General features: G+C 44.2%; 17 protein-coding genes. 15 read left to right on the top strand and 2 right to left on the bottom strand.

Annotated elements, in window-relative coordinates; translation table 11 throughout:
• The first annotated feature begins 322 nt into the window (after window positions 1-322).
• Genes AC6I8U_RS08195 through AC6I8U_RS08175 form a run of 5 tightly spaced genes read left to right on the top strand, consistent with a single transcriptional unit; the run spans window position 323 to window position 9,051 of the window.
• Window positions 323-1,669: an HlyD family type I secretion periplasmic adaptor subunit gene (locus AC6I8U_RS08195; RefSeq protein ID WP_498018288.1), complete on the top strand. Its 1,347-nt coding sequence runs from the start codon at window positions 323-325 to the stop codon at window positions 1,667-1,669.
• 3 nt (window positions 1,670-1,672) lie between these two features.
• Window positions 1,673-3,907 (top strand): ATP-binding response regulator, encoded by a 2,235-nt coding sequence (locus AC6I8U_RS08190; protein ID WP_498018287.1) that lies wholly within the window; start codon window positions 1,673-1,675, stop codon window positions 3,905-3,907.
• Entirely contained in the window at window positions 3,882-5,264 is a 1,383-nt protein-coding gene (locus AC6I8U_RS08185; protein WP_234496020.1) for a TolC family protein, read from the top strand. The genes AC6I8U_RS08190 and AC6I8U_RS08185 overlap by 26 nt, the downstream gene beginning before the upstream one ends.
• A gap of 17 nt (window positions 5,265-5,281) precedes the next feature.
• Window positions 5,282-6,910: an ATP-binding cassette domain-containing protein gene (locus AC6I8U_RS08180; RefSeq protein WP_498018286.1), complete on the top strand. Its 1,629-nt coding sequence runs from the start codon at window positions 5,282-5,284 to the stop codon at window positions 6,908-6,910.
• Window positions 6,907-9,051, top strand: coding sequence for an ATP-binding cassette domain-containing protein (locus AC6I8U_RS08175; RefSeq protein WP_498018285.1), 2,145 nt, complete (start codon window positions 6,907-6,909; stop codon window positions 9,049-9,051). The genes AC6I8U_RS08180 and AC6I8U_RS08175 overlap by 4 nt, the downstream gene beginning before the upstream one ends.
• Window positions 9,052-9,076: 25 nt before the next feature.
• On the opposite strand, the gene AC6I8U_RS08170 is transcribed toward AC6I8U_RS08175, so the two are convergent.
• A complete protein-coding gene (locus AC6I8U_RS08170; protein WP_498018284.1) occupies window positions 9,077-9,433 on the bottom strand; it encodes a hypothetical protein in 357 nt (118 codons plus the stop codon).
• Window positions 9,434-9,692: 259 nt separating this feature from the next.
• Here AC6I8U_RS08170 and ccoN point away from each other — a divergent pair, with 259 nt between their 5' ends.
• The 10 genes from ccoN to uspE all read left to right on the top strand — a co-directional run bounded on the left by ccoN (window position 9,693) and on the right by uspE (window position 18,673).
• Window positions 9,693-11,120, top strand: a complete 1,428-nt coding sequence (ccoN, locus tag AC6I8U_RS08165; protein ID WP_498018283.1) for a cytochrome-c oxidase, cbb3-type subunit I — start codon at window positions 9,693-9,695, stop codon at window positions 11,118-11,120.
• An 11-nt stretch (window positions 11,121-11,131) separates the two neighbouring features.
• Window positions 11,132-11,752, top strand: a complete 621-nt coding sequence (gene ccoO, locus AC6I8U_RS08160) for a cytochrome-c oxidase, cbb3-type subunit II (protein WP_006074497.1) — start codon at window positions 11,132-11,134, stop codon at window positions 11,750-11,752.
• A gap of 10 nt (window positions 11,753-11,762) precedes the next feature.
• Window positions 11,763-11,939, top strand: coding sequence for a cbb3-type cytochrome oxidase subunit 3 (locus AC6I8U_RS08155; protein WP_128648508.1), 177 nt, complete (start codon window positions 11,763-11,765; stop codon window positions 11,937-11,939).
• Window positions 11,939-12,913: a cytochrome-c oxidase, cbb3-type subunit III gene (ccoP, locus tag AC6I8U_RS08150; protein ID WP_498018282.1), complete on the top strand. Its 975-nt coding sequence runs from the start codon at window positions 11,939-11,941 to the stop codon at window positions 12,911-12,913. Before AC6I8U_RS08155 ends, ccoP begins: the two co-directional genes overlap by 1 nt.
• Window positions 12,914-13,002: 89 nt before the next feature.
• A complete protein-coding gene (locus AC6I8U_RS08145) occupies window positions 13,003-13,482 on the top strand; it encodes a FixH family protein (RefSeq protein ID WP_498018281.1) in 480 nt (159 codons plus the stop codon).
• Window positions 13,483-13,485: 3 nt separating this feature from the next.
• Window positions 13,486-15,855: a heavy metal translocating P-type ATPase gene (locus AC6I8U_RS08140; protein WP_498018280.1), complete on the top strand. Its 2,370-nt coding sequence runs from the start codon at window positions 13,486-13,488 to the stop codon at window positions 15,853-15,855.
• Between the two features lies 1 nt (window position 15,856).
• Window positions 15,857-16,060, top strand: a complete 204-nt coding sequence (ccoS, locus tag AC6I8U_RS08135; protein ID WP_234496016.1) for a cbb3-type cytochrome oxidase assembly protein CcoS — start codon at window positions 15,857-15,859, stop codon at window positions 16,058-16,060.
• A complete protein-coding gene (locus tag AC6I8U_RS08130; protein WP_498018279.1) occupies window positions 16,050-16,724 on the top strand; it encodes a sulfite exporter TauE/SafE family protein in 675 nt (224 codons plus the stop codon). The genes ccoS and AC6I8U_RS08130 overlap by 11 nt, the downstream gene beginning before the upstream one ends.
• A gap of 91 nt (window positions 16,725-16,815) precedes the next feature.
• Window positions 16,816-17,562: a fumarate/nitrate reduction transcriptional regulator Fnr gene (gene fnr, locus AC6I8U_RS08125; RefSeq protein ID WP_042472995.1), complete on the top strand. Its 747-nt coding sequence runs from the start codon at window positions 16,816-16,818 to the stop codon at window positions 17,560-17,562.
• A 166-nt stretch (window positions 17,563-17,728) separates the two neighbouring features.
• The gene (uspE, locus tag AC6I8U_RS08120; protein WP_042472992.1) at window positions 17,729-18,673 is read left to right on the top strand and encodes a universal stress protein UspE; all 945 of its coding nucleotides are present in this window, start codon (window positions 17,729-17,731) and stop codon (window positions 18,671-18,673) included.
• Window positions 18,674-18,739: 66 nt separating this feature from the next.
• On the opposite strand, the gene ttcA is transcribed toward uspE, so the two are convergent.
• Window positions 18,740-19,633 (bottom strand): tRNA 2-thiocytidine(32) synthetase TtcA, encoded by an 894-nt coding sequence (gene ttcA / locus AC6I8U_RS08115; protein ID WP_128648504.1) that lies wholly within the window; start codon window positions 19,631-19,633, stop codon window positions 18,740-18,742.
• Between the last annotated feature and the right edge of the window lie 154 nt (window positions 19,634-19,787).

Below are 19,787 nucleotides of genomic sequence, written 5' to 3'. Positions count from 1 at the left end.
GTTGCCTCCATTGCCACGCGAGCTTATAAATCAGACACTTTCATGTTAGGCAGTAAAGGAAATGAGAAACAAAAGACAAGAATTTCTGAGGTAAAAATTAGAGAAAAGTTCAGACGTTGATCACGAACCTTATATTTAAGCTTCTTTGAGGCTTTTGGGATGGTCCCACAAACTACAGATAAACAAGGAAATTTTTTTGAAAAGTGACCATTTATATACTTAGCTATTGATGAACAATATTTGTACACAAAACTAATCTAACCAACTGATGCAGCGTATATTCTAGTAGGAAAGTTTAGTTTTCTATCAGTGGGGGGCGATCGTGAGTAAAAGTAACATCGAGCATCACATTAAGAACGCGCTGATAAAAAACAGCGAAAAGTCTGAGTCAGATTACGTTGAAGCTGTTGAAATCAAAAGTGCAATGACGACGGTGCATAAGACCTTACTGCTCACATTCGTTATCGTTCTCGTGTTACTTATCATCGCATCTCAGGCTAGGATCGACATCGTCGTTTCTTCGCGAGGGGAATTGCTTCTTGAGTCCGATATTGAGAAGGTGCAGCACCTTGAGGGAGGGATCTTAGACTCTATGCTCGTTAAACCAGGAGATATTGTTTATGAAGGACAACCTATAGCTCGACTCCGAGCTATCGAGCGTAACTCTCAATTAACGACTGCCAATACTGAAATAGCCCAACTTGAGATGGACCGTTTACGATATCAGCATCTTATATCGCAAACAGAGCCTGATTTTAGTGAGTACAGTAATTTTCCTGATTTGGTGCGCGTAAACCAAACCACATGGCGACATGAAAATGATAAGAACGTATCTGCTGAAGTATTGATTCAGCATGACATTGAGCACAAAGAGACGTTAATCGCGTCGATGAAAAAGCGGCGTATAAGCTCTCTCAATCAATTGAAGCTCATCAGAAAGCAGCTAGATATCAAAGAAACGCTCTATAAAGAAGAAATGGCGTCATATGTTGATGTGCTGAATATGAAAGTTCAGGAATCTAATATGGTTCGTGAGATTGAGAACTTAGACGAATCTTTAATGAATGAAGACTTTCAACTCGCTCGACTAAGTAAGCAACTCACTGACCTTATCGTCAATCGAAACTCCGAGTACCAGTCTCAGATCATTCAGGCGAACAAAGACCTAGAAATTAAAAGAATCCAACAACCTCAGCACTCCGACAAAGTTGATCGTTTGATTGTTTACTCTCCAGTAGACGGCGTCGTAGATAAGGTGCATTTTAACTTCCGCTCGGCGGTAGTCCCTCCTGGTGAGAGTATCGCTGACATCGCCCCACTCAATAATCGTCTGCATGGTGAAGCGAAAATACCTAGAAAGGAAATGGGGTTTGTTGAAGTCGGACAAGAGGTGAAGCTTAAGTTTGATACCTACAACTTTGCTAAGTATGGCTTTATGCCAGGTACGATTACTTCGATTAGTCGATCGTCTTATGAAGAGGAGGAAACAGAATACTATCTAGCAAAAATTACCATTGAGCATGATTTCTTAGAGCGTTCAGGGACAAAATATAGCCTATCGCCCTTCATGGAGTTTACAGCCGACATTAAAACTGGCGACCGACGAGTCATTGAATACGCAGCTAAACCAGTAATGTCAGCGATTGAGGATGCATTCGATGAGCGGTGATGCATGAAGAAACCATATAAAGTTTATACTTTCCCAATCATTAAACTCGGCATAGTATTTCTACTATGCCTTTCTGCCATTGGGGCATGGTTTTCTTTTCAATACTTGACTGCCTCGAACAACGAATCCATTTTTTCAACTCCGCTCATTCGTCAGACCGAACAGCTTAATTTGCAGCTAGAGCGTACTATTTTGATATTAGATTCTTGCCTTGATACTCAGCAATGTGAAGAGGTACGCGCAAACCTAAATGATGTCCTGTTAGAGCTGAATTCATTCAAAGCGATAGCAGCGCTAGATAAAAAGCAAGTGAGCCTTGTGGGCGCTGTTGAGTATAGTAATTTGCAAGTGGCGATTAATCGTTTCTTCTCTAAATTGGATGTTGGTGAGCTCGAGTATAGACAACTAAAGCAAGCTCTAAATACGAATTATGTGGAAATCCGTAACCGCTTCGATGATCTATTTTTTGTGGAACATCAACACGTTTTGGACACAATGAAAACGTCAGTCAACGTGATCATCGCTATTTTCCCTCTGCTCTCTGTTATCGCGATCTCAGTCGTCCTTGGCGGGTGGAATCGACTCAAGAAGACGGTGCGAGCCCGCAAGTCTGTGAATGACAGTTTTGAGTCGTTAGCCGACAGGCTTGACGAGTTAGACTCGCCTAAAATTGACCAAATACTAAATACCACCGATATCGATCCTGTCGAAAGAAGCATCTATTCGAAACTGCGTGTTTTGCATGAGAAAGTGGACAAACAGCAACAAGATGCAGACCTAAATCAGCAGCTCTACGGCCTCATCGGTTATGAGATTCGCGGCATTACCAATACCATCAAAGGCGGTATTCATTACCTAGTGCAAGATGCAGATGAGAATACAGCGGTGCTTGCGCAAGATATCACTTCTGCTGCCAATACGCTTTCTGAGTTAGCTGAGAACTACAATAGATTGCTGTCTCAGGGGCGTGACAAGAGCAGTAGCGCTTTCTCCTTTCTTGATGTGGTGTCTGAGTTAACGATTCATGTTAAATCCAAACTGCAGCGTGAAGACCTCACTTTGGAATGTGCCTTTATTGGCAGCATCCCTAATTTAGTTCTTGGTCACCAAACGAGCCTGTTTTGGATGTTGTTCCTAAAACTCTCAAATGCGATTCAAGTTCAAAGTGGGCGCAACGTTCTTTTGAAAATCGAGACGGGAAATTCTGAAGATGTTGATAAATCTAGGGTTACGTTGTCACTCTTCTTTCTGACTACCACTAATGTAAAAATGATAAAGGTTGACTCCCTTCATTGGACAGAGCGTGCGGATTCTGTGGGGAGCAATGATGAGTGGACCAAGTCTATACTTGGAAATGTCGGCCACTTTACTTCCAAATGGTTTGAATCTGGTAAACAGCGTCTGTTTCAAGTTGATATCGATTTAGAAGCGCAGAGCTACTATGCCCCTAATTCAAGTACATTAGAGGGTAAACACTTGGTGATTTGTAGTTCTGGTGCCCTATCGCTGGATATTCTTTCAACTACCTTAACCACTGCTGGCGCGACATTTGAAATCAGTGAAGATCCGAATGATTTATTTAGACTCAATCCAAAAGAAAGCAAAGTCGATGGGATTATTATCACCGATGCAATCGAAGGTATCCAAATAGCGCCATTCAGCAAAACACTGAGCTCTCGCCTTAAAGCGACTGGCACAAAACTATTTTTGCTATCGAGTACCTCTGAGCTTGCTCAGAGCACACATGAGTTTGTCGACAAGGTCTTCTTTAGTCCAATTCTGCCTCATGAATTTATCCCTAACCTCCGTGAAGCCCTTGAAGCAGAGTCCGTGGAGGAGACCTTAGAGAACAGCTCATTCTTGATCGTTGAGGATGACAAGGTTCAACAGTTCTTGCTGAAACGTATCTTGATGAAGCAGGAGTACAACGCAGACACGGTTGGCGATGGCTCAGAAGCGGTGGAATGGGTGAAAAGTCAGCGTGCCGATATCATCTTTATGGACTGTATCATGCCCGGCATGGGAGGCATTCAAGCGACCAAACTTATTCGTGAACATGAAAAAGAAACCGACGTATCAACGCCTTCTACCATTATTGGTGCGACTGCATTAACCAGTGTGGCAGAACACAAGGCGTGTATTGAAGCAGGTATGGATTACGTTATTAGTAAGCCATATAAAAGTGATGAAATATTGAAGGTGATCAAGAAGTATGTGGCCTATCAGAAGATCAGTTAATATCGCTCTGGTTAGTCTCTTACCCTTTAATGGATATGCGCTAACCCTTTTAGAGGCCGTTCAGATTGGCCTTAATAATAATGTGTCTCTCATCGCTAGTAGAAAAGGCGTTGAAGAGAACGCGTACAACATTGATGTCAGTCGTTCGAAGTTTCTTCCTACAATCTCTGCGAACGCGACGAGCACGTGGAGCGGAAACCGTACTGTATTGAGTGGTACTGATGACACTACGAATAGCTATAACGATCATGGCTATAGTGTCTCGCTTAGTCAAAGTCTCTTCAATCTCGCCGACATCTATAAGTACGGTACAGCGAAGCTCGACTTTAATATCGAAGAGATAAAAAACGAAGCCAAAACGCAAGAAATCATCCAAGAGATCGCCATTCAATACTTTGAGTTTTTAAAGAATGGTGCCCAAACTCGTGCTACCAAAGCAGAGCTAGACTCCTCTCTTGCAAGACTCAAACAAATGCAACGAAACGTTGAGTTAGGAAATGTAGCCGCGAGCGAGTTATATGAAGTCGTTGCGCAAAAGGAAGGGATTGCCAACCGACTTCGAACTCTCGGCAAAGATAAAGATGTGATACTGAATACTCTAGAGCTTTTAACTCAATATCCTGTTATCCCTACACAAGATCTGCAGCGCAGTCTATTGTTGGCAGAGATTACGCTCGATAAGCGCAATGACCTGCTCACTCAAGCGATGCAATACAACAACGACATCATAGTGTCAGAAAAAACGCTTGAGCGTAGTTTCCGAACCTTAAAAGAAACAGGTTCTAATTTCGCCCCTAGCGTAGCAGCCAATGCCAGTTACCGACATGACGATACCAACAACTTCGATCCGATCACTACGCCAGGTGCTACGGGTATCAGTGATTCTAAATCACTCGGTTTGACGCTTACAGTACCGATTACTACGGGCGGTTCGGATTACTATGCCTATAAAAAGAACGAAAAGACGATAGAGCGGAATGAGTTACTTCTGTTAGATACCAGAAACACCGTTAAAAACGATTTAGAAACGTCCGTTCTTAACATCAACGACTTTTCTCAATCCATCTTCACCTTCGAAAATATTATTCGAGCTAATTATTCTTCCTACAATGGGATCAAGAGAGCCTACGAATTGGGGACTCGTACCCTAACCGATCTCTTAGCGGCAGAGAGTAAGCTATTTAACGCCATAAGGGATTATGAGAGTGCAAAGTACGATTATGTTATTGAGTCAATACGGTTGGATAAGACCGTCGGGAATCTATCTCCATTAAGTATTGAGAAAATCATGGATCTTATGGTGAATGCCTCGACAATTCGTGAGAGCGACGTAATACCCGAGCACCTAAAGAACTGATTTAGGAAACGACTAGCATGAGCAACGAACACTTCAAACAGAGAATTACCGCAGCCGATACCTTGTATCTGACGTTTTCGACGGTAATGTCGACGTTATTTGCGTTAGTGCTGCCGTTCTCAATCTTGATTATTTTCGACCGAGTGCTTCCCAATCAAGCCAAGGACACGCTATCCCTGCTATTCGCGATAATACTCGTAGCGATATTTCTCGATTATTTGCTCAAAAAACAAGAGGAAGTCATTACCTCAACATTAATGAAAGACTTTGAAAGTGATTTAACGAATCGAGTGTTTAAATCCGTCTGTTTAGCCGAAATTAGTAAGTTTAATCGTTTAGAGCCAGGTCAGTATCTTGAGCGTATTTCTACGATCCCTGAAATCAAAAGTTTCTTTGGTGGCGAAACTGTACGAGCTGCTATTAATGCGGTTGTCAGTGTTATCACAATCATCATCATTGGACTCATTAACTTAGGAGCCGGTTTAACTCTTATAGTGGCATCGCTTGTGCTCTACTACGCTGCACGTCGAATCTCAGACAAAAAGATTCTGACTTTGGATGAAAAGTCAGAAATAGAAGGACTCACCAACTCAAAGATCATTGAGATTGTCTCTAGTCCATTGGACAACAAAAGTCGAACTATGGAATACCGCCTCGAAAGCCTGATGACAGAAATGGTTCGGGTTCGAGAAAAGAAAAACATCGAGTATGAAAACTTAGAGTCAGAGTTCAACCTAGTACTCGCCCTTATTCAACAACTCTCAATAGCGTGTGTCGTCGTCCTGCTCGCGGTTTCCGTGATAAACCTCGAGGCCAGTCAAGGTGTGATGGCCGCCATCATTATGCTGACAAACCGATACTTTGCTCCCTATCAGCAAGTAATGAGAACCATAGGCCGTTGGAAACTCAATAAACTACATATCGAGAATGTCACTGAGCTTTTAGAGCTAGAGTACAAACAGCAAAGAGATGTGAACACGCCCACTGAATTAGATTCTAAACTCATGCCTATCCAGAGCGTTGGGGATAATATCGAGGTCAAGCTTGCTTCTGGACAGAGGATGCTGTTCGAATTGGGAAAACCAACGGTCATTAAAGGCAACTCTGGAACAGGCAAGAGTCATATCACTCGTTGTCTGACACGCGATATTGTATGCGACTCTTCGAAAATATTAGTGAGTGGTAGGCCGCTGGAAAGCCTTCACTATCACCTATGGCGAGAGGCAGTGCATCGTGTCGATTCACACAGCACATTTGTTGAGGGAACCATCATAGATAACCTTACTTGCTTTCGACCTATCCTAAATAGCGCAGCGTTTACCTTGTGTAAAAACCTCGGTATCAAGAGTGAAATTGATGCATTGACCGACGGTTTCTATACCCAGTTAACAGGTCATAAGAATGCGCCGGTCTCTCGTCAGGTTCAATACGCCTTGCTCATTGTCCGCGCCATGCTGAGCCAAAAGCAAGTCTTGATTCTTGATGATATCGACACCGTGTTCGACTCTGCATTCGGAGAGCGAGTGATATCAAGTCTGGTACCGAAATCGAATCAGCAGTTTCTTCTGATTGTCAGTAATAAACTAGATAGTAAGAAATACGGTCTCAAATCGATTCGCCTGACCAACGAGATGGTGGCTGCATGAGTATACTTGTCGACTTTAACAACATCTCTGAACGGTTGCATGATTTTGAGTCTGCTCAATTTCAGGAACGATACAGTCATTCTCCTCTATTAAGAGGATTAGCCTACACCCTGATCGCTATGGAATGGGAAGGAACACCAGAACTATTATCTGATGCGTTTATACCTGGAGAGAAGGACGTAGAGGGGTTTGAATCGACGCTGACTCGATTGGGTTATCAATGCAGGACCACAAAACAAGATAAAGCGACGCTGGAGGATATCGGCTCCCTTCATCTACCTTGCTTTATAGAGCTAGATAAACTTGAAGCTGTATTGATGTCTGTTGAAAATGGACAAGGCACCCTGTTCGACTATAAAAACAATAACAGTGTGACCATCCCTTTGGAGGGAAAAGCGTTCTCCACAACGGTGATCTCCGAGTACTCAAAACTGTTTCGTGAACCACCGCCGGAGTCTCAAGATAAGTCGAACTGGATAAAGTACGCTTTCTATCGCTATAACGATGAGTTTAAGAGTCTTGTCTTTCTATCCTTGGTGATCAATATCTTTGGTGCGTTGCAGCCCTTCTTTATCATGAGCGTATACAATTTCGCTCTAGCGTCTAGCTCTGAGCCAACGCTATATTGGCTAACCTTATTTGCCGTGTTTCTCGGTTTTGCTGAGTATGCGGTTAAAAAGGTACGGATGAATATCCTTGCCACTTCAGGACAAGACTTAGCAGTACACATATCACGTAACGTCATATCTAAACTATTGTGGCTTCCCTACTCTATGACTTCCTCTGCCGGCGTATCGTCCCAGTTAGCGCGTCTTAAGGATATAGACCAGTTCCGAAAACTGGTCACAGCAGAGGCAACGTTAAGTTACTTTGATATGCCGTTTATCGTCATATTCATATTGGCCGTGACGATCCTATCAGGTTACGCCGCGCTAACAGTGCTTGCGGGCATATTGTTAATGATCGTGTTCTGTATCTATTCACGTTACATCTACTCTCAAGCAACCGCGAATAGTTCTCGAGCCAATGCGATGGTCTCTTATCAGTGGAATGAGTTACTAAGAGGCATCAATACAATTCAAGGTCTTCCGCTTCTGAGAGTTATCCAGTCGCGCTTTAACGCGTCGCACGAGCAAAGCTCAAATGACGCCGCTCACGTCGCGATGACCAACAGTAAGATTCAAGCTATTGGTGGCGGGCTTATTCAAGCAATCGGTACCGCCTCTATTGTGACAGCCGTTATTACAGTGATGGATGGGAATTCAGATGCTGGCGCTATGTTAGCGACAGTCATACTGGTTTGGAAGGCGCTGGGACCTATCATGGGTATATACAACTCAATCACCAAGTTCCAAACAATTAAATCCTCTGCAGCGCAAATTAATGCGTTGATGTCACTAAACGACGACAAGACTTCGCTTGAGAAAAGCCCACCTATTCGCAAATTTTATGGTGAGGTGGTTGGCAGCGGGATTACCCATCGTTATCAAGGTGCTCAGACAGGTTTGACGAATCTTGGGTTCAAGCTTGCGCCTGGCAGTAAAACCGCCATCTCGGGTCCTGCCGGTAGCGGAAAAACGACGTTACTAATGGTGATCGCAGGATTAGAAGAGCGTTATCAAGGCGCTGTCTACATAGATGGCTACAACATCAAGCAGTTCAATAACTTTCGATATCGAAAAGCCATCAACTTCATCCCATTTGATATGCACTTGTTTGAGGGTTCAATTCGTTCTAACTATGTTTTGCATAACGGCGTCGTCTCCACCGACCAAATGCTCTACACCTTTAATCTATTAGAACTTCACAAGTGGTTCCCTGATGGGCTAGATAGCAACCTCAATACCGAAGTACTAAAGAATATGCCGAGCGGCGTTATTCAGCGCCTGAGAATTGCGATAGGACTAGGAGATATGTCTCAGAACTTGTTTATTATCGATGAGCCTTTTGTCGGCGTAGAGAATGAACATGCGAGTTATCTGAATAGGCTATTTAGTGGTGCACTCAAGGACAAGACGGTGGTTTATACCACAATGGATCCGGCGTTGATCACAAGCTCTACTCATTGTCTGCTACTTGAACCCGATGGTAACCAAAAGTACTTTGGCCTCCCAGACAAAGTCATGGCTACCATGGGCTAAAGATTGCAAGAGATATCCGACCTGGTTACTGATATTGAACTAGGACAGATTCCCCATTTCTGTCGGTAACTTTGATCTCTGCTGGAAGATTTAACCCCTGAATTGTCGATTCTTTAGACGATTCATTTAACACAGTCTCAATATTTTGGACGTCAATTGTTAAATCTTTTGATTTTGTGACGCTTAGCACTTTTGAATCACCTTGATACAAAAATGTGATGGTTTTTTCCCCAACACTTACCGCGCAAGGCTTATTTGCCTCACAGTTGACTACTTTCCCATCAGAGTGGGTTATGGTGCGGTAGCTAAATGCCGCAATTAACACCGTCATCATGACGATTATTTGTACAAGCCTTGCTTTTGTTAGCTTCTGAGCTGCCATTGTTACGAGTTCTCCGTGTAACAAACTTCAAAGTTTTGAAATAAATGGTCAAAAACCCAACCAAGGGTAAGGTTACTACCCTGTTCTTGATTTGTTAATTGAAGTATTATTGTCGCTTGAAAATGCTACTTTTTGTTAAATCCGGCAAGAGAAGTAACGTTTTGATTAAGCGTTAGTTCTTTTGATGGGTTGGGTAGCATTACGACATGTGTCGTGTTGGAAGTAAAGTGTAGTTAATTAGAAAATTGGAAGCATGTTAATGAGCCAAGAAAAGCAGCTTGAACAAGTCTACAACTATACCGTCGTACGCCAGTTCACATTAGTGACGATTCTCTGGGGTATTGTTGGTATGGCAGTAGGTGTTTTGATTGCCGCTCAATTAGTTTGGCCACAGCTCAACTTTGATACGCCGTGGTTGACGTACAGTCGTTTACGTCCTTTGCATACTAATGCGGTAATCTTTGCGTTTGGTACCAGTGCTCTGTTTGCAACGTCTTATTATGTTGTGCAGCGTACCTGTCAAACGAGATTATTTGGAGGCCCTCTTGTCGCATTCACCTTTTGGGGATGGCAAGCAATTATTTTAGCCGCTGCAATTACTCTGCCGTTAGGTTTTACCTCAGGTAAAGAGTATGCAGAATTAGAATGGCCAATCGATATCGCTATTGCAGTGGTATGGGTGTCTTACGCTATTGTGTTCTTCGGAACGCTCATCAAGCGTAAAACGTCACATATCTATGTAGCGAACTGGTTCTTTGGTGCGTTCATCATCACTGTCGCTGTTCTTCACATTGTGAACAGCATGGCGATTCCTGTATCGATGGGTAAATCTTACTCCGTCTATTCAGGCGCTGTCGATGCGATGGTTCAATGGTGGTACGGCCATAACGCGGTAGGTTTCCTTCTTACAGCCGGTTTCTTGGGTATGATGTACTACTTCGTACCAAAGCAAGCTGAACGTCCTGTTTACTCTTACCGTCTATCGATCGTTCACTTCTGGGCGCTTGTCTCTCTGTATATCTGGGCTGGTCCTCACCACCTACACTATACAGCTCTACCAGACTGGACTCAGTCTCTAGGTATGGTGATGTCTTTGGTTCTATTCGCTCCGTCTTGGGGTGGTATGATCAACGGTATCATGACGCTGTCAGGTGCTTGGCATAAACTGCGTTACGACCCAATTCTTCGTTTCTTGATCGTTTCTCTATCGTTCTACGGTATGTCAACGTTCGAAGGCCCGATGATGTCTATTAAGACGGTTAACGCACTATCTCACTACACGGACTGGACAATTGGTCACGTACACTCAGGTGCACTTGGTTGGGTTGCGATGGTATCTATCGGTTCTGTATACCACCTAGTACCTCGTCTGTTCGGTCAAGAGCGTATGTACTCTGTCGGTCTCATTAACACCCACTTCTGGCTAGCAACTATTGGTACCGTTCTGTACATCGTTGCGATGTGGATTTCTGGTGTAATGCAAGGTCTGATGTGGCGTGCAGTTAACTCAGACGGTACGCTAACATACAGCTTCGTTGAATCTGTTCAAGCGTCTTACCCGTTCTACTTCGTACGTTTTGTTGGCGGCTTCATCTTCTTAGCGGGTATGTTCTTAATGGCATACAACACGTATAAGACAGTAACGGCAACCAAAGGTAGCTTGAAAGCTACCCCTCAACCGGCTTAAGGAGATTAAAGATGAGCTCAAACTCTAACAATCGCCATGAAGTCGTTGAACGTAACGTTGGCTTACTGGCTATCTTAATTGTATTTGCAATCAGTTTAGGTGCACTTGTTGAAATCACTCCATTGATTTTCCAAAAGCAAACTACTGAACCTGTGAAAAACCTACGTGCGTACAGTGCACTGGAAATGGAAGGTCGCGATATCTATATTCGTGAAGGTTGTAACGTATGTCACAGCCAAATGATCCGTCCTTTCCGTTCAGAAACTGAGCGTTACGGTCACTACTCTGTGGCTGGTGAAAGCGTTTGGGAACACCCGTTCCTATGGGGTTCTAAGCGTACTGGTCCAGACCTCGCCCGTGTAGGTGGACGTTACTCTGATGAGTGGCACCGTGTTCACCTGATCGATCCTCGCGAGTTGGTTCCTGAATCAAACATGCCAGGTTTCCCTTGGCTAGAGGAAAACGTACTGGATGGCAAATTGACACAGAAGAAACTTGAGATCTTCCGTAACCAATTTGGCGTTCCATACACGGATGAGCAAATCGCAAACGCATCTAAAGACGTAGAAGGTAAGACTGAGATGGATGCCATCATTGCTTATCTTCAATCTTTAGGCCATGCGATGAAATAAGGAGGGGCTTATGGATATCGGTACTATTCACAGTATTTGGACCATAGTTTTGTTCGTTAGCTTTTTTGGTGTTGTGTGGTGGGCCTTTGGCAAAAGCCGCAAAGCACGATTTGAAGAAGATGCAAACTTAGTGTTTGCCGACGAGCAAAAAGAACCTACCTCCGAAGAAAAAGGAGTGACTAAGTAATGACTACATTCTGGAGTCTATGGATTATTGTCATCACTGTCGGTACGTTGCTTGGTTGTGCAGCCATCCTATATTGGTGTGTTCGCGACAAGATGGGTGTCGAAGAAGGCGAAGATATGGGGCACGAGTACGATGGTATTCGTGAGCTGAACAACCCACTACCTAAGTGGTGGACTTATTTGTTTGTCGGCACATTTGTGTTCGCAGCTATTTACCTTGCAATGTACCCAGGTCTGGGAAATTACAAAGGTTTACTAGGCTGGCAAAGTTCTGACCAAACAGTACGCTCAATTGAAGAGTCAAAAGCCTCAATCGCCGCTGCGCAGCAAAACAAAACGCTTGTTCAGTACGCGAAGGAACTTGATGATGCAGAAGCATACTTTGGTGAAGCATTTAACCGTCTAGCGAAGACATCGGATGGTGCACTGCGCCCTATCCCTGAAATTGCAGCTGACAGTGAAGCGATTAAAGTAGGTCAACGTCTGTTCCTACAAAACTGCTCACAGTGTCACGGTTCTGATGCTCGTGGTCAAACTGGCTTCCCTAACCTAACGGATGACGCTTGGTTGTACGGCGGTGAGCCTGAAGCTATCGTCACAACGGTTATGCAAGGTCGCATTGGTCAGATGCCTGCGTGGAAAGAAGCGCTAGGTGAAGATGGTGTTCGTGAAGTAGTTAGCTACACACTCAGCCTATCTGGTCGTAAAGTGAACGCGCGTGAAGCTGAAGCGGGTAAAGCACGCTTTGTCGTTTGTGCTGCGTGTCACGGTACTGATGGTAAAGGTAACCCTGCCGTTGGTGCCCCTGATCTTACTGACCAAGTTTGGCTGTTTGGCGACTCTCGTGCCGCTGTTACAGAGACTGTAATGAACGGTCGTTCTGGTGTCATGCCAGCATGGAAAGACATTCTAGGTGAAGAAAAAGTACAGCTAGTATCAGCGTACGTTTGGAGCCTAAGTAATTCCGACAAATAAGTAACATTTCAATAACAGCCCCTTGTAAGGGGCTGTCTTTTCTAGAAAAATTATAATTTCTTTCTTAGTCAGCTGTTGAGAACTTTTTTATGATAAAGCCTTGGTATAAACAATTTTGGCCGTGGTTCCTGATCGCGTTGCCGCTAGTCGTTGTGATTGCTACCTTCTACAGGATTTCCCTGTTGATGGACAACAAAGTTAACCTTGTTGCTGAGGATTATTATAAAAAAGGTAAGGGAATTAACGTCGACCTAACCAAGATTAATGTCGCTAAAGAAATGGGGTTAAATGCGACCGTATCATCCTCTGGCGACACGATTCTTATTACTCTTCAAAAAGGTCAGCTGCCCCACTTTCCTGCCCTTACTGCAACGTTTACACACCGCACATTGCCAGATAGAGACTTCGAAAAACTGCTTACTGCCGATGCTCGAGGTACGTATCGTCTTGCGCTTGATCATGAAGTGCAAGGGCCATGGTTTGTAGAGCTTCAGCCACATGACCAAGCATGGATGGTGCAAGGACGAGTCACTTTCCCAACTGAAACCGATGTAGTGTTGTTAGATTAGATTATGTGTAAGACGTGTTATCACTGCGGTGAAGATGTACCAGCCAACACGAACTTCAGCGTAGATATCTTAGGAGAGCAGCGGGACATGTGTTGTCCTGGCTGCGAAAGCGTGGCTCAAACCATCGTTGATAGCGGCCTTGTGTCCTACTATCAATATCGAACGGCACCTGCCGAGAAAGCAGATCTCGTTCCAGAACAATTGCGGTCATTAATTCATTACGACAACGAGGACGTACAAGCCGAGTTTGTAAGGAACCACGAGGATACAAAAGAAGTGACGTTGTCACTGGAAGGCGTTTCTTGTGCGGCCTGTGCTTGGTTGATTGAAAAACGAATGACAGTAGAGCCGGGTGTTGTCTCTATACGCGTAAACACCACGACTAATCGGGCTTTGCTTCAGTGGGATAAAACCAAGACGCAACTTAGCCAACTCCTCGCTTCTATTCACGCCCTTGGCTATAAAGCCGCACCTTTCGAGGCAGATAAGCAAGAAGCGGCTTACCATGCGACCATGAAACAATATCTATATCGATTAGGTATTGCGGGCCTTGCAACCATGCAGGTCATGATGCTTGCCGTTGCCCTGTATCTTGAAGTGTTCGGTGATTTAGAACCTGAATTCAAAAACTACTTCCGTTGGGTTAGTTTGATCTTTGCTACGCCGGTTCTTTTATATTCTGCGCTACCCTTCTACATCAATGCATGGCGCAGTATTAAAGGCCGTACGCTTGGGATGGATGTCCCCGTCTCCATTGCGTTGATCCTCGCTTACGTCGCTAGCCTTGTTGCGACGGTGGCAGAAAAAGGCGAAGTGTTCTTTGAATCGATTTCTATGTTCACCTTTTTCTTATTGGTTGGACGTTATTTGGAAATGCGTGCTCGCCGTAAAGCTGCGGCGGCAAGTGGGAACTTATTAAAGCTTATTCCCGCTATCGCCAATAAACTTAATGGCGACCAAGTTCCGGTAAAATCTCTACAGATTGGTGATCAGATTAAAGTCCTACCCGGAGAATATATTCCAGCAGACGGCGTTGTGCTTAATGGTCGTATTCATATTGATGAATCTATGCTTACGGGTGAGTCGCTACCTGTCGTAAAAAACAAAGACGACTTTGTTTATGCAGGTACGCTCAATGGAGACGAAGCATTTGATTTAGAGGTGCGTTCGACCAAAGCAAATTCGATGATCTCCAGCATCGTTCGCTTGCAAGATGAAGCTCAGCTTAGTAAGCCTAAAATCGCTGAGATCGCGGACATTGTTGCCCGCTACTTCGTTGCCATTATCCTAATCATAGCGGCCGGTACCTGGTTCTTCTGGCATCAAAGCAAACCAGATGATGCATTCTGGGTAATGCTATCTGTATTGGTCGCGACGTGCCCTTGTGCCTTATCTCTTGCGACCCCTACCGCAATTACGTGTTCGAGCTCGAGAATGGGCACCTTAGGGATCTTGTCGCGACGCGGTCATGTCTTCGAAACGCTGTGTAAGGTAAATCATTTGGTGGTCGATAAAACCGGTACATTGACGCATGGTGATATTGAGATTGCTAAAACGACTGTTCTGGGTGAGTTTGAAGAAAGTCAGTTGCTGAAAATTGCTGCCTCCATTGAGAGCCATGCAAACCACCCTATTGCGCGTGCATTCAAACCTTATCTAGACCGAAATGTAGAAGTCAGCGACGTCGAGAATGTTATCGGCTCCGGTCTTAAAGGAATGGTGGATTCTGACTCTGTGAAGATAGGTAATGCGCTTTTTGTGTTAGGCAGAGCAGATGACGCTCGAAACAGTGTTTATATGTCAATAAATAATACACACGTTGCAACCTTCGAGTATCGCGATCCCATTCGTAAAGAAGCGGCAGACTTTATCAACAAAATGCGTGCAGCTGGCGTTAAGACAACGCTATTAACCGGTGACACGTTAGCAAATGCCAAGCCTGTAGCTGATAGTGTTGGTATTGACAATGTTGTTGCTAGTGCTTCTCCGAGCGACAAGCTTGATTATTTGAAGTCTTTGGATAGCTCAGACGTAACAATGATGATTGGTGATGGCATTAACGATGCGCCTACTTTAGCCGGGGCTCACCTCTCTATTGCGATGGGTGGTGGTACGGACGTAGCAAAAGCGTCTGCCGATTTGGTACTACTAGGCGACCGACTCGATAAGATTTTGACAGCCCGCGAACTTGCTTTAAGAACTCGCAAGATTATTCGAGAGAACCTTGCGTGGTCTCTAGGGTATAATCTTCTCATTCTACCGCTCGCGGTTGCCGGCCTGGTTGCACCTTACATTGCCGTAGTCGGTATGTCTGGTAGTTCAATTATCGTGGTGTCAAACTCGCTACGCTTGCTAAAAGAAGAAGGTAAGTAACGTGGAAAGTATCTATATCCTCATCCCCATTGCTATTGTACTAGTGTGCGTAGCGGTCGCGATCTTCTTGTGGGCAGTGAAAAGCGAGCAGTTTGAAGATTTAGAACGCCAGGGTCACAACATCTTGTTTGATGAAGAGACTGAGGCTACGCATCAACAGCGTAAGAAAGAGAAGACCAAAGAAGGAAACGAGAGTGAATCTTGATCTCGTCGGTGCTTTTACTGTCGGCCTTCTAGGTGCTGGTCATTGTATGGGGATGTGTGGTGGTATAGCTTCGCTCCTTTCCATAGGACAATCGAATAAAACCCCTGCTGCACTTATTGTGAATTACAACCTTGGCCGTTTGCTAAGTTATGCATTCATAGGTAGTGTGGTAGGCGGAACGATTGCAGGGATTGCATCGCTTTCTCAGTTTAATCATGCACTTGCATTTGTTCGTATCATCGCCGCATTATTTATGGTGCTGCTGGCATTTTATGTCGGGCGATGGTGGAACGGTTTGCTCATGGTTGAAAAATTGGGACAGTCGCTATGGAAGCGAGTCTCACCCATTGCGAACAAACTACTTCCTCTAAAACATAGTGCCTACGCGATACCTTTTGGTATTCTGTGGGGCTGGCTGCCTTGCGGCCTTGTATACTCCGTTTTAACTTGGGCGGCAGTGTCTGGAAGCGCGTTCGGTGGAGCGGCCACAATGCTGGCGTTTGGCTTGGGTACCCTACCCGCTATGCTGCTTGTTGGCACTAGTGCTACAAAATTAAAATCCCTGCAAAATTCACTCATTTTTCGCAACATTGCTGCTGTTTCGATACTTGTTTATGGCATATATACAGGTTACGAATCAGTGATGATTTTTAGCGCAAACTAATAGATGATTGTTTTATCATTGATTTTTTAGCTACCCTTTGGGGGTAATGAATGATAAAATCTTGATGTACATCAAATAGTGAAAGGTTGTTATGATTTCTGAAAAGCCTGTAGCAAAACGTATTCAGTCTGGTGGCTGTGCCATTCATTGCCAAGATTGTAGTATCAGTCAGCTTTGCATCCCCTTTACTCTCAACGAATCTGAACTTGATCAACTCGATCAAATCATTGAGCGTAAGAAACCAATTCAAAAAGGTCAGGAGCTATTTAAAGCTGGTGATGAACTAAAATCTTTGTACGCCATTCGCTCAGGGACAATTAAGAGTTACACAATCACAGAGCAAGGTGATGAGCAGATTACTGCATTCCACCTAGCAGGTGATTTAGTGGGCTTCGACGCAATTACTGGTGATGAGCACCCTAGCTTCGCTCAAGCGCTTGAGACATCGATGGTGTGTGAAATCCCTTACGAGATTTTAGACGACCTATCTGGAAAAATGCCAAAGCTTCGCCAACAGATCATGCGTCTGATGTCGAATGAGATTAAGGGTGACCAAGAAATGATTCTGCTTCTTTCTAAGAAGAATGCAGAAGAACGTTTAGCGGCATTCCTATACAACCTTTCAACGCGTTTCTCTCAGCGCGGTTTCAGCCCAAGAGAGTTCCGCTTAACGATGACACGTGGTGATATCGGTAACTACCTAGGTTTAACGGTTGAAACTATCAGCCGCCTACTGGGTCGCTTTCAAAAGTCAGAAGTGCTGAGTGTAAAAGGTAAATACATCACTATCATTGATCATGATGCTTTGATGGAAATGGCTGGCGTTTCTAAAGAATAGATACGTTATTCATTTCAAACTCATAATCCTTTCCTAAGTGGCTCTATAATGAGCCACTTCAAATTTCTCCCTCCCCGTTTTCGAATTTTTCTAAAAAGATTCAAAGATTCATAGATTTGCGCTAAAGTTATCTATAGGTAATAGCCCATATAGGTAGGGAGTATCTATGAGCATCTACAGTAAAATCCTCGTCGTTGCGAACCTTAATAGCGATGAGCAACCTGCCCTTGCTCGTGCGGTTCAACTTGCTAAGAAGAGTAAATCTAGGAGCCACATTTCTTTCTTCTTATCTATCTACGACTTTTCCTATGACATGACCTCTATGTTGTCTCACGAAGAACGTGACGCAATGAGACGTGGCGTAATTCACCAGCGGGAAGAGTGGATGAGGAACGTGGCAAAGCCATTCCTCGATGACAGTTTTGATCTTGATGTTAAAGTTGTTTGGCACAACCGCCCTTATGTGGCGATTGTTGAAGAAGTGTTTGAAGGTCAAAAAGATATCGTTATTAAAGCGACACGTAAGCACGATATTTTGGAGTCTGTTATCTTCACCCCAACGGACTGGCACTTACTTCGTAAATGTCCGGTGCCTGTTCTTCTCGTTAAAAATGCAGACTGGCCAGAGAAAGCAAATATCGTTGCCTCTGTACATGTCGGTTCAGAAAACCCCACGCACATTGATCTCAATGACTGCATGGTCAAACAGCTTGATAGTTTAACCGAGCGTTTGGGGGCGACTGGCTATTTGGTCAATGCCTACCCTGTTACCCCTGCAAACATCACTATTGAACTTCCTGAATTTGACCCAGCAACCTATACAGACGCTGTTAGAGGACACCATTTAACGGCGATGAAAGCACTGCGTCAAAAACACGGTTATTCAGAAGAGCAAACCATTGTCGAACAGGGTCTACCTGAAGACATCATCCCAGATGTCGCACGACAACTCGATGCGGGTATGGTGATCCTTGGGACGACTGGACGAACGGGCCTATCCGCCGTATTCATTGGTAACACAGCGGAGCATGTAATCGATAAAATTAACTGTGATGTAATGGCACTTAAGCCTGACGGTTACATCAGCCCGCTTGACCCAAGCGAAGCTTAACAGCTGTGTTACGTAAATAAAAAAACGCCCCTCAATGAGGGGCGTTTTCGTCAATCTAGCTGTGGACTAAACGTTAGTCACATCAATAAACATAGACTCATCAATGTTTGTCGACGAAACCGTCGCCTCACTAAACTCATACTCTTCACGTGAGCCTTCACGATCCAGTGGAAGGTTCACGAAATCGAACAGTTCACGGTCAGCCAACTGGCTTGGGCTCACGTTTTGAATGGATTTGAAGATAGCTTCAACACGCCCAGGCGTCTTCTTATCCCAATCAATCAGCATCGCTTTAATTGACTGACGCTGCAGGTTCTCTTGAGAACCACATAGGTTACATGGAATGATTGGGAATTCTTTGTGCTCTGCGTATTTAATCAGGTCTTTTTCACGGCAATACGTAAGTGGACGAATGACCACATTACGCCCATCATCTGAACGAAGTTTCGGTGGCATCGCTTTTAGGCGAGAGCCGTGGAACATGTTTAGGAACATGGTTTCCACAATATCATCTAGGTGATGACCAAGGGCAATTTTTGTAGCGCCAATCTTCTCAGCAAAAGAATAAAGCGTACCACGACGAAGTCGCGAACATAGGCCGCATGTCGTTTTACCTTCTGGAATTTTCTCTTTAACCACTGAGTAAGTATCCTTATCTACGATGTAGTAAGGAATGTTCAGAGTTTCGAAATAGTCTGGCAGAATGTGCTCTGGGAAACCTGGTTGTTTTTGGTCAAGGTTTACCGCAACCACATCAAACTTGATCGGTGCTGCTTTTTGAAGGTTCAATAGGATATCAAGCATCGCGAACGAATCTTTACCACCACTGATACACGCCATCACCACATCATTTTCTTCAATCATGTTGTAGTCGATAATTGCGTTGCCAACATTTCTTCTAAGACGCTTCTGAAGCTTGTTGAACTCTAGGGTTTCTTTTCTTGTATCTGTCTGATTCATCACGTGCTCTCACATTGCCGACAAAGTCGACGATAGGATTTCCTACTAGGAATTATCTGGGGCGTGGATTATACGAGCTTTTTGAGAAAGATTAAATGGTTGTTTGACCCCCTTTAGGTTGGGAGTCAAACAATATGAGATAGGGGTATGATGA

Source organism: Vibrio sp. KUL80 (assembly GCF_059725495.1).
The sequence above is the reverse complement of the archived record's forward strand: the minus strand, read 5'-3'. Positions and strand labels throughout refer to the sequence as shown.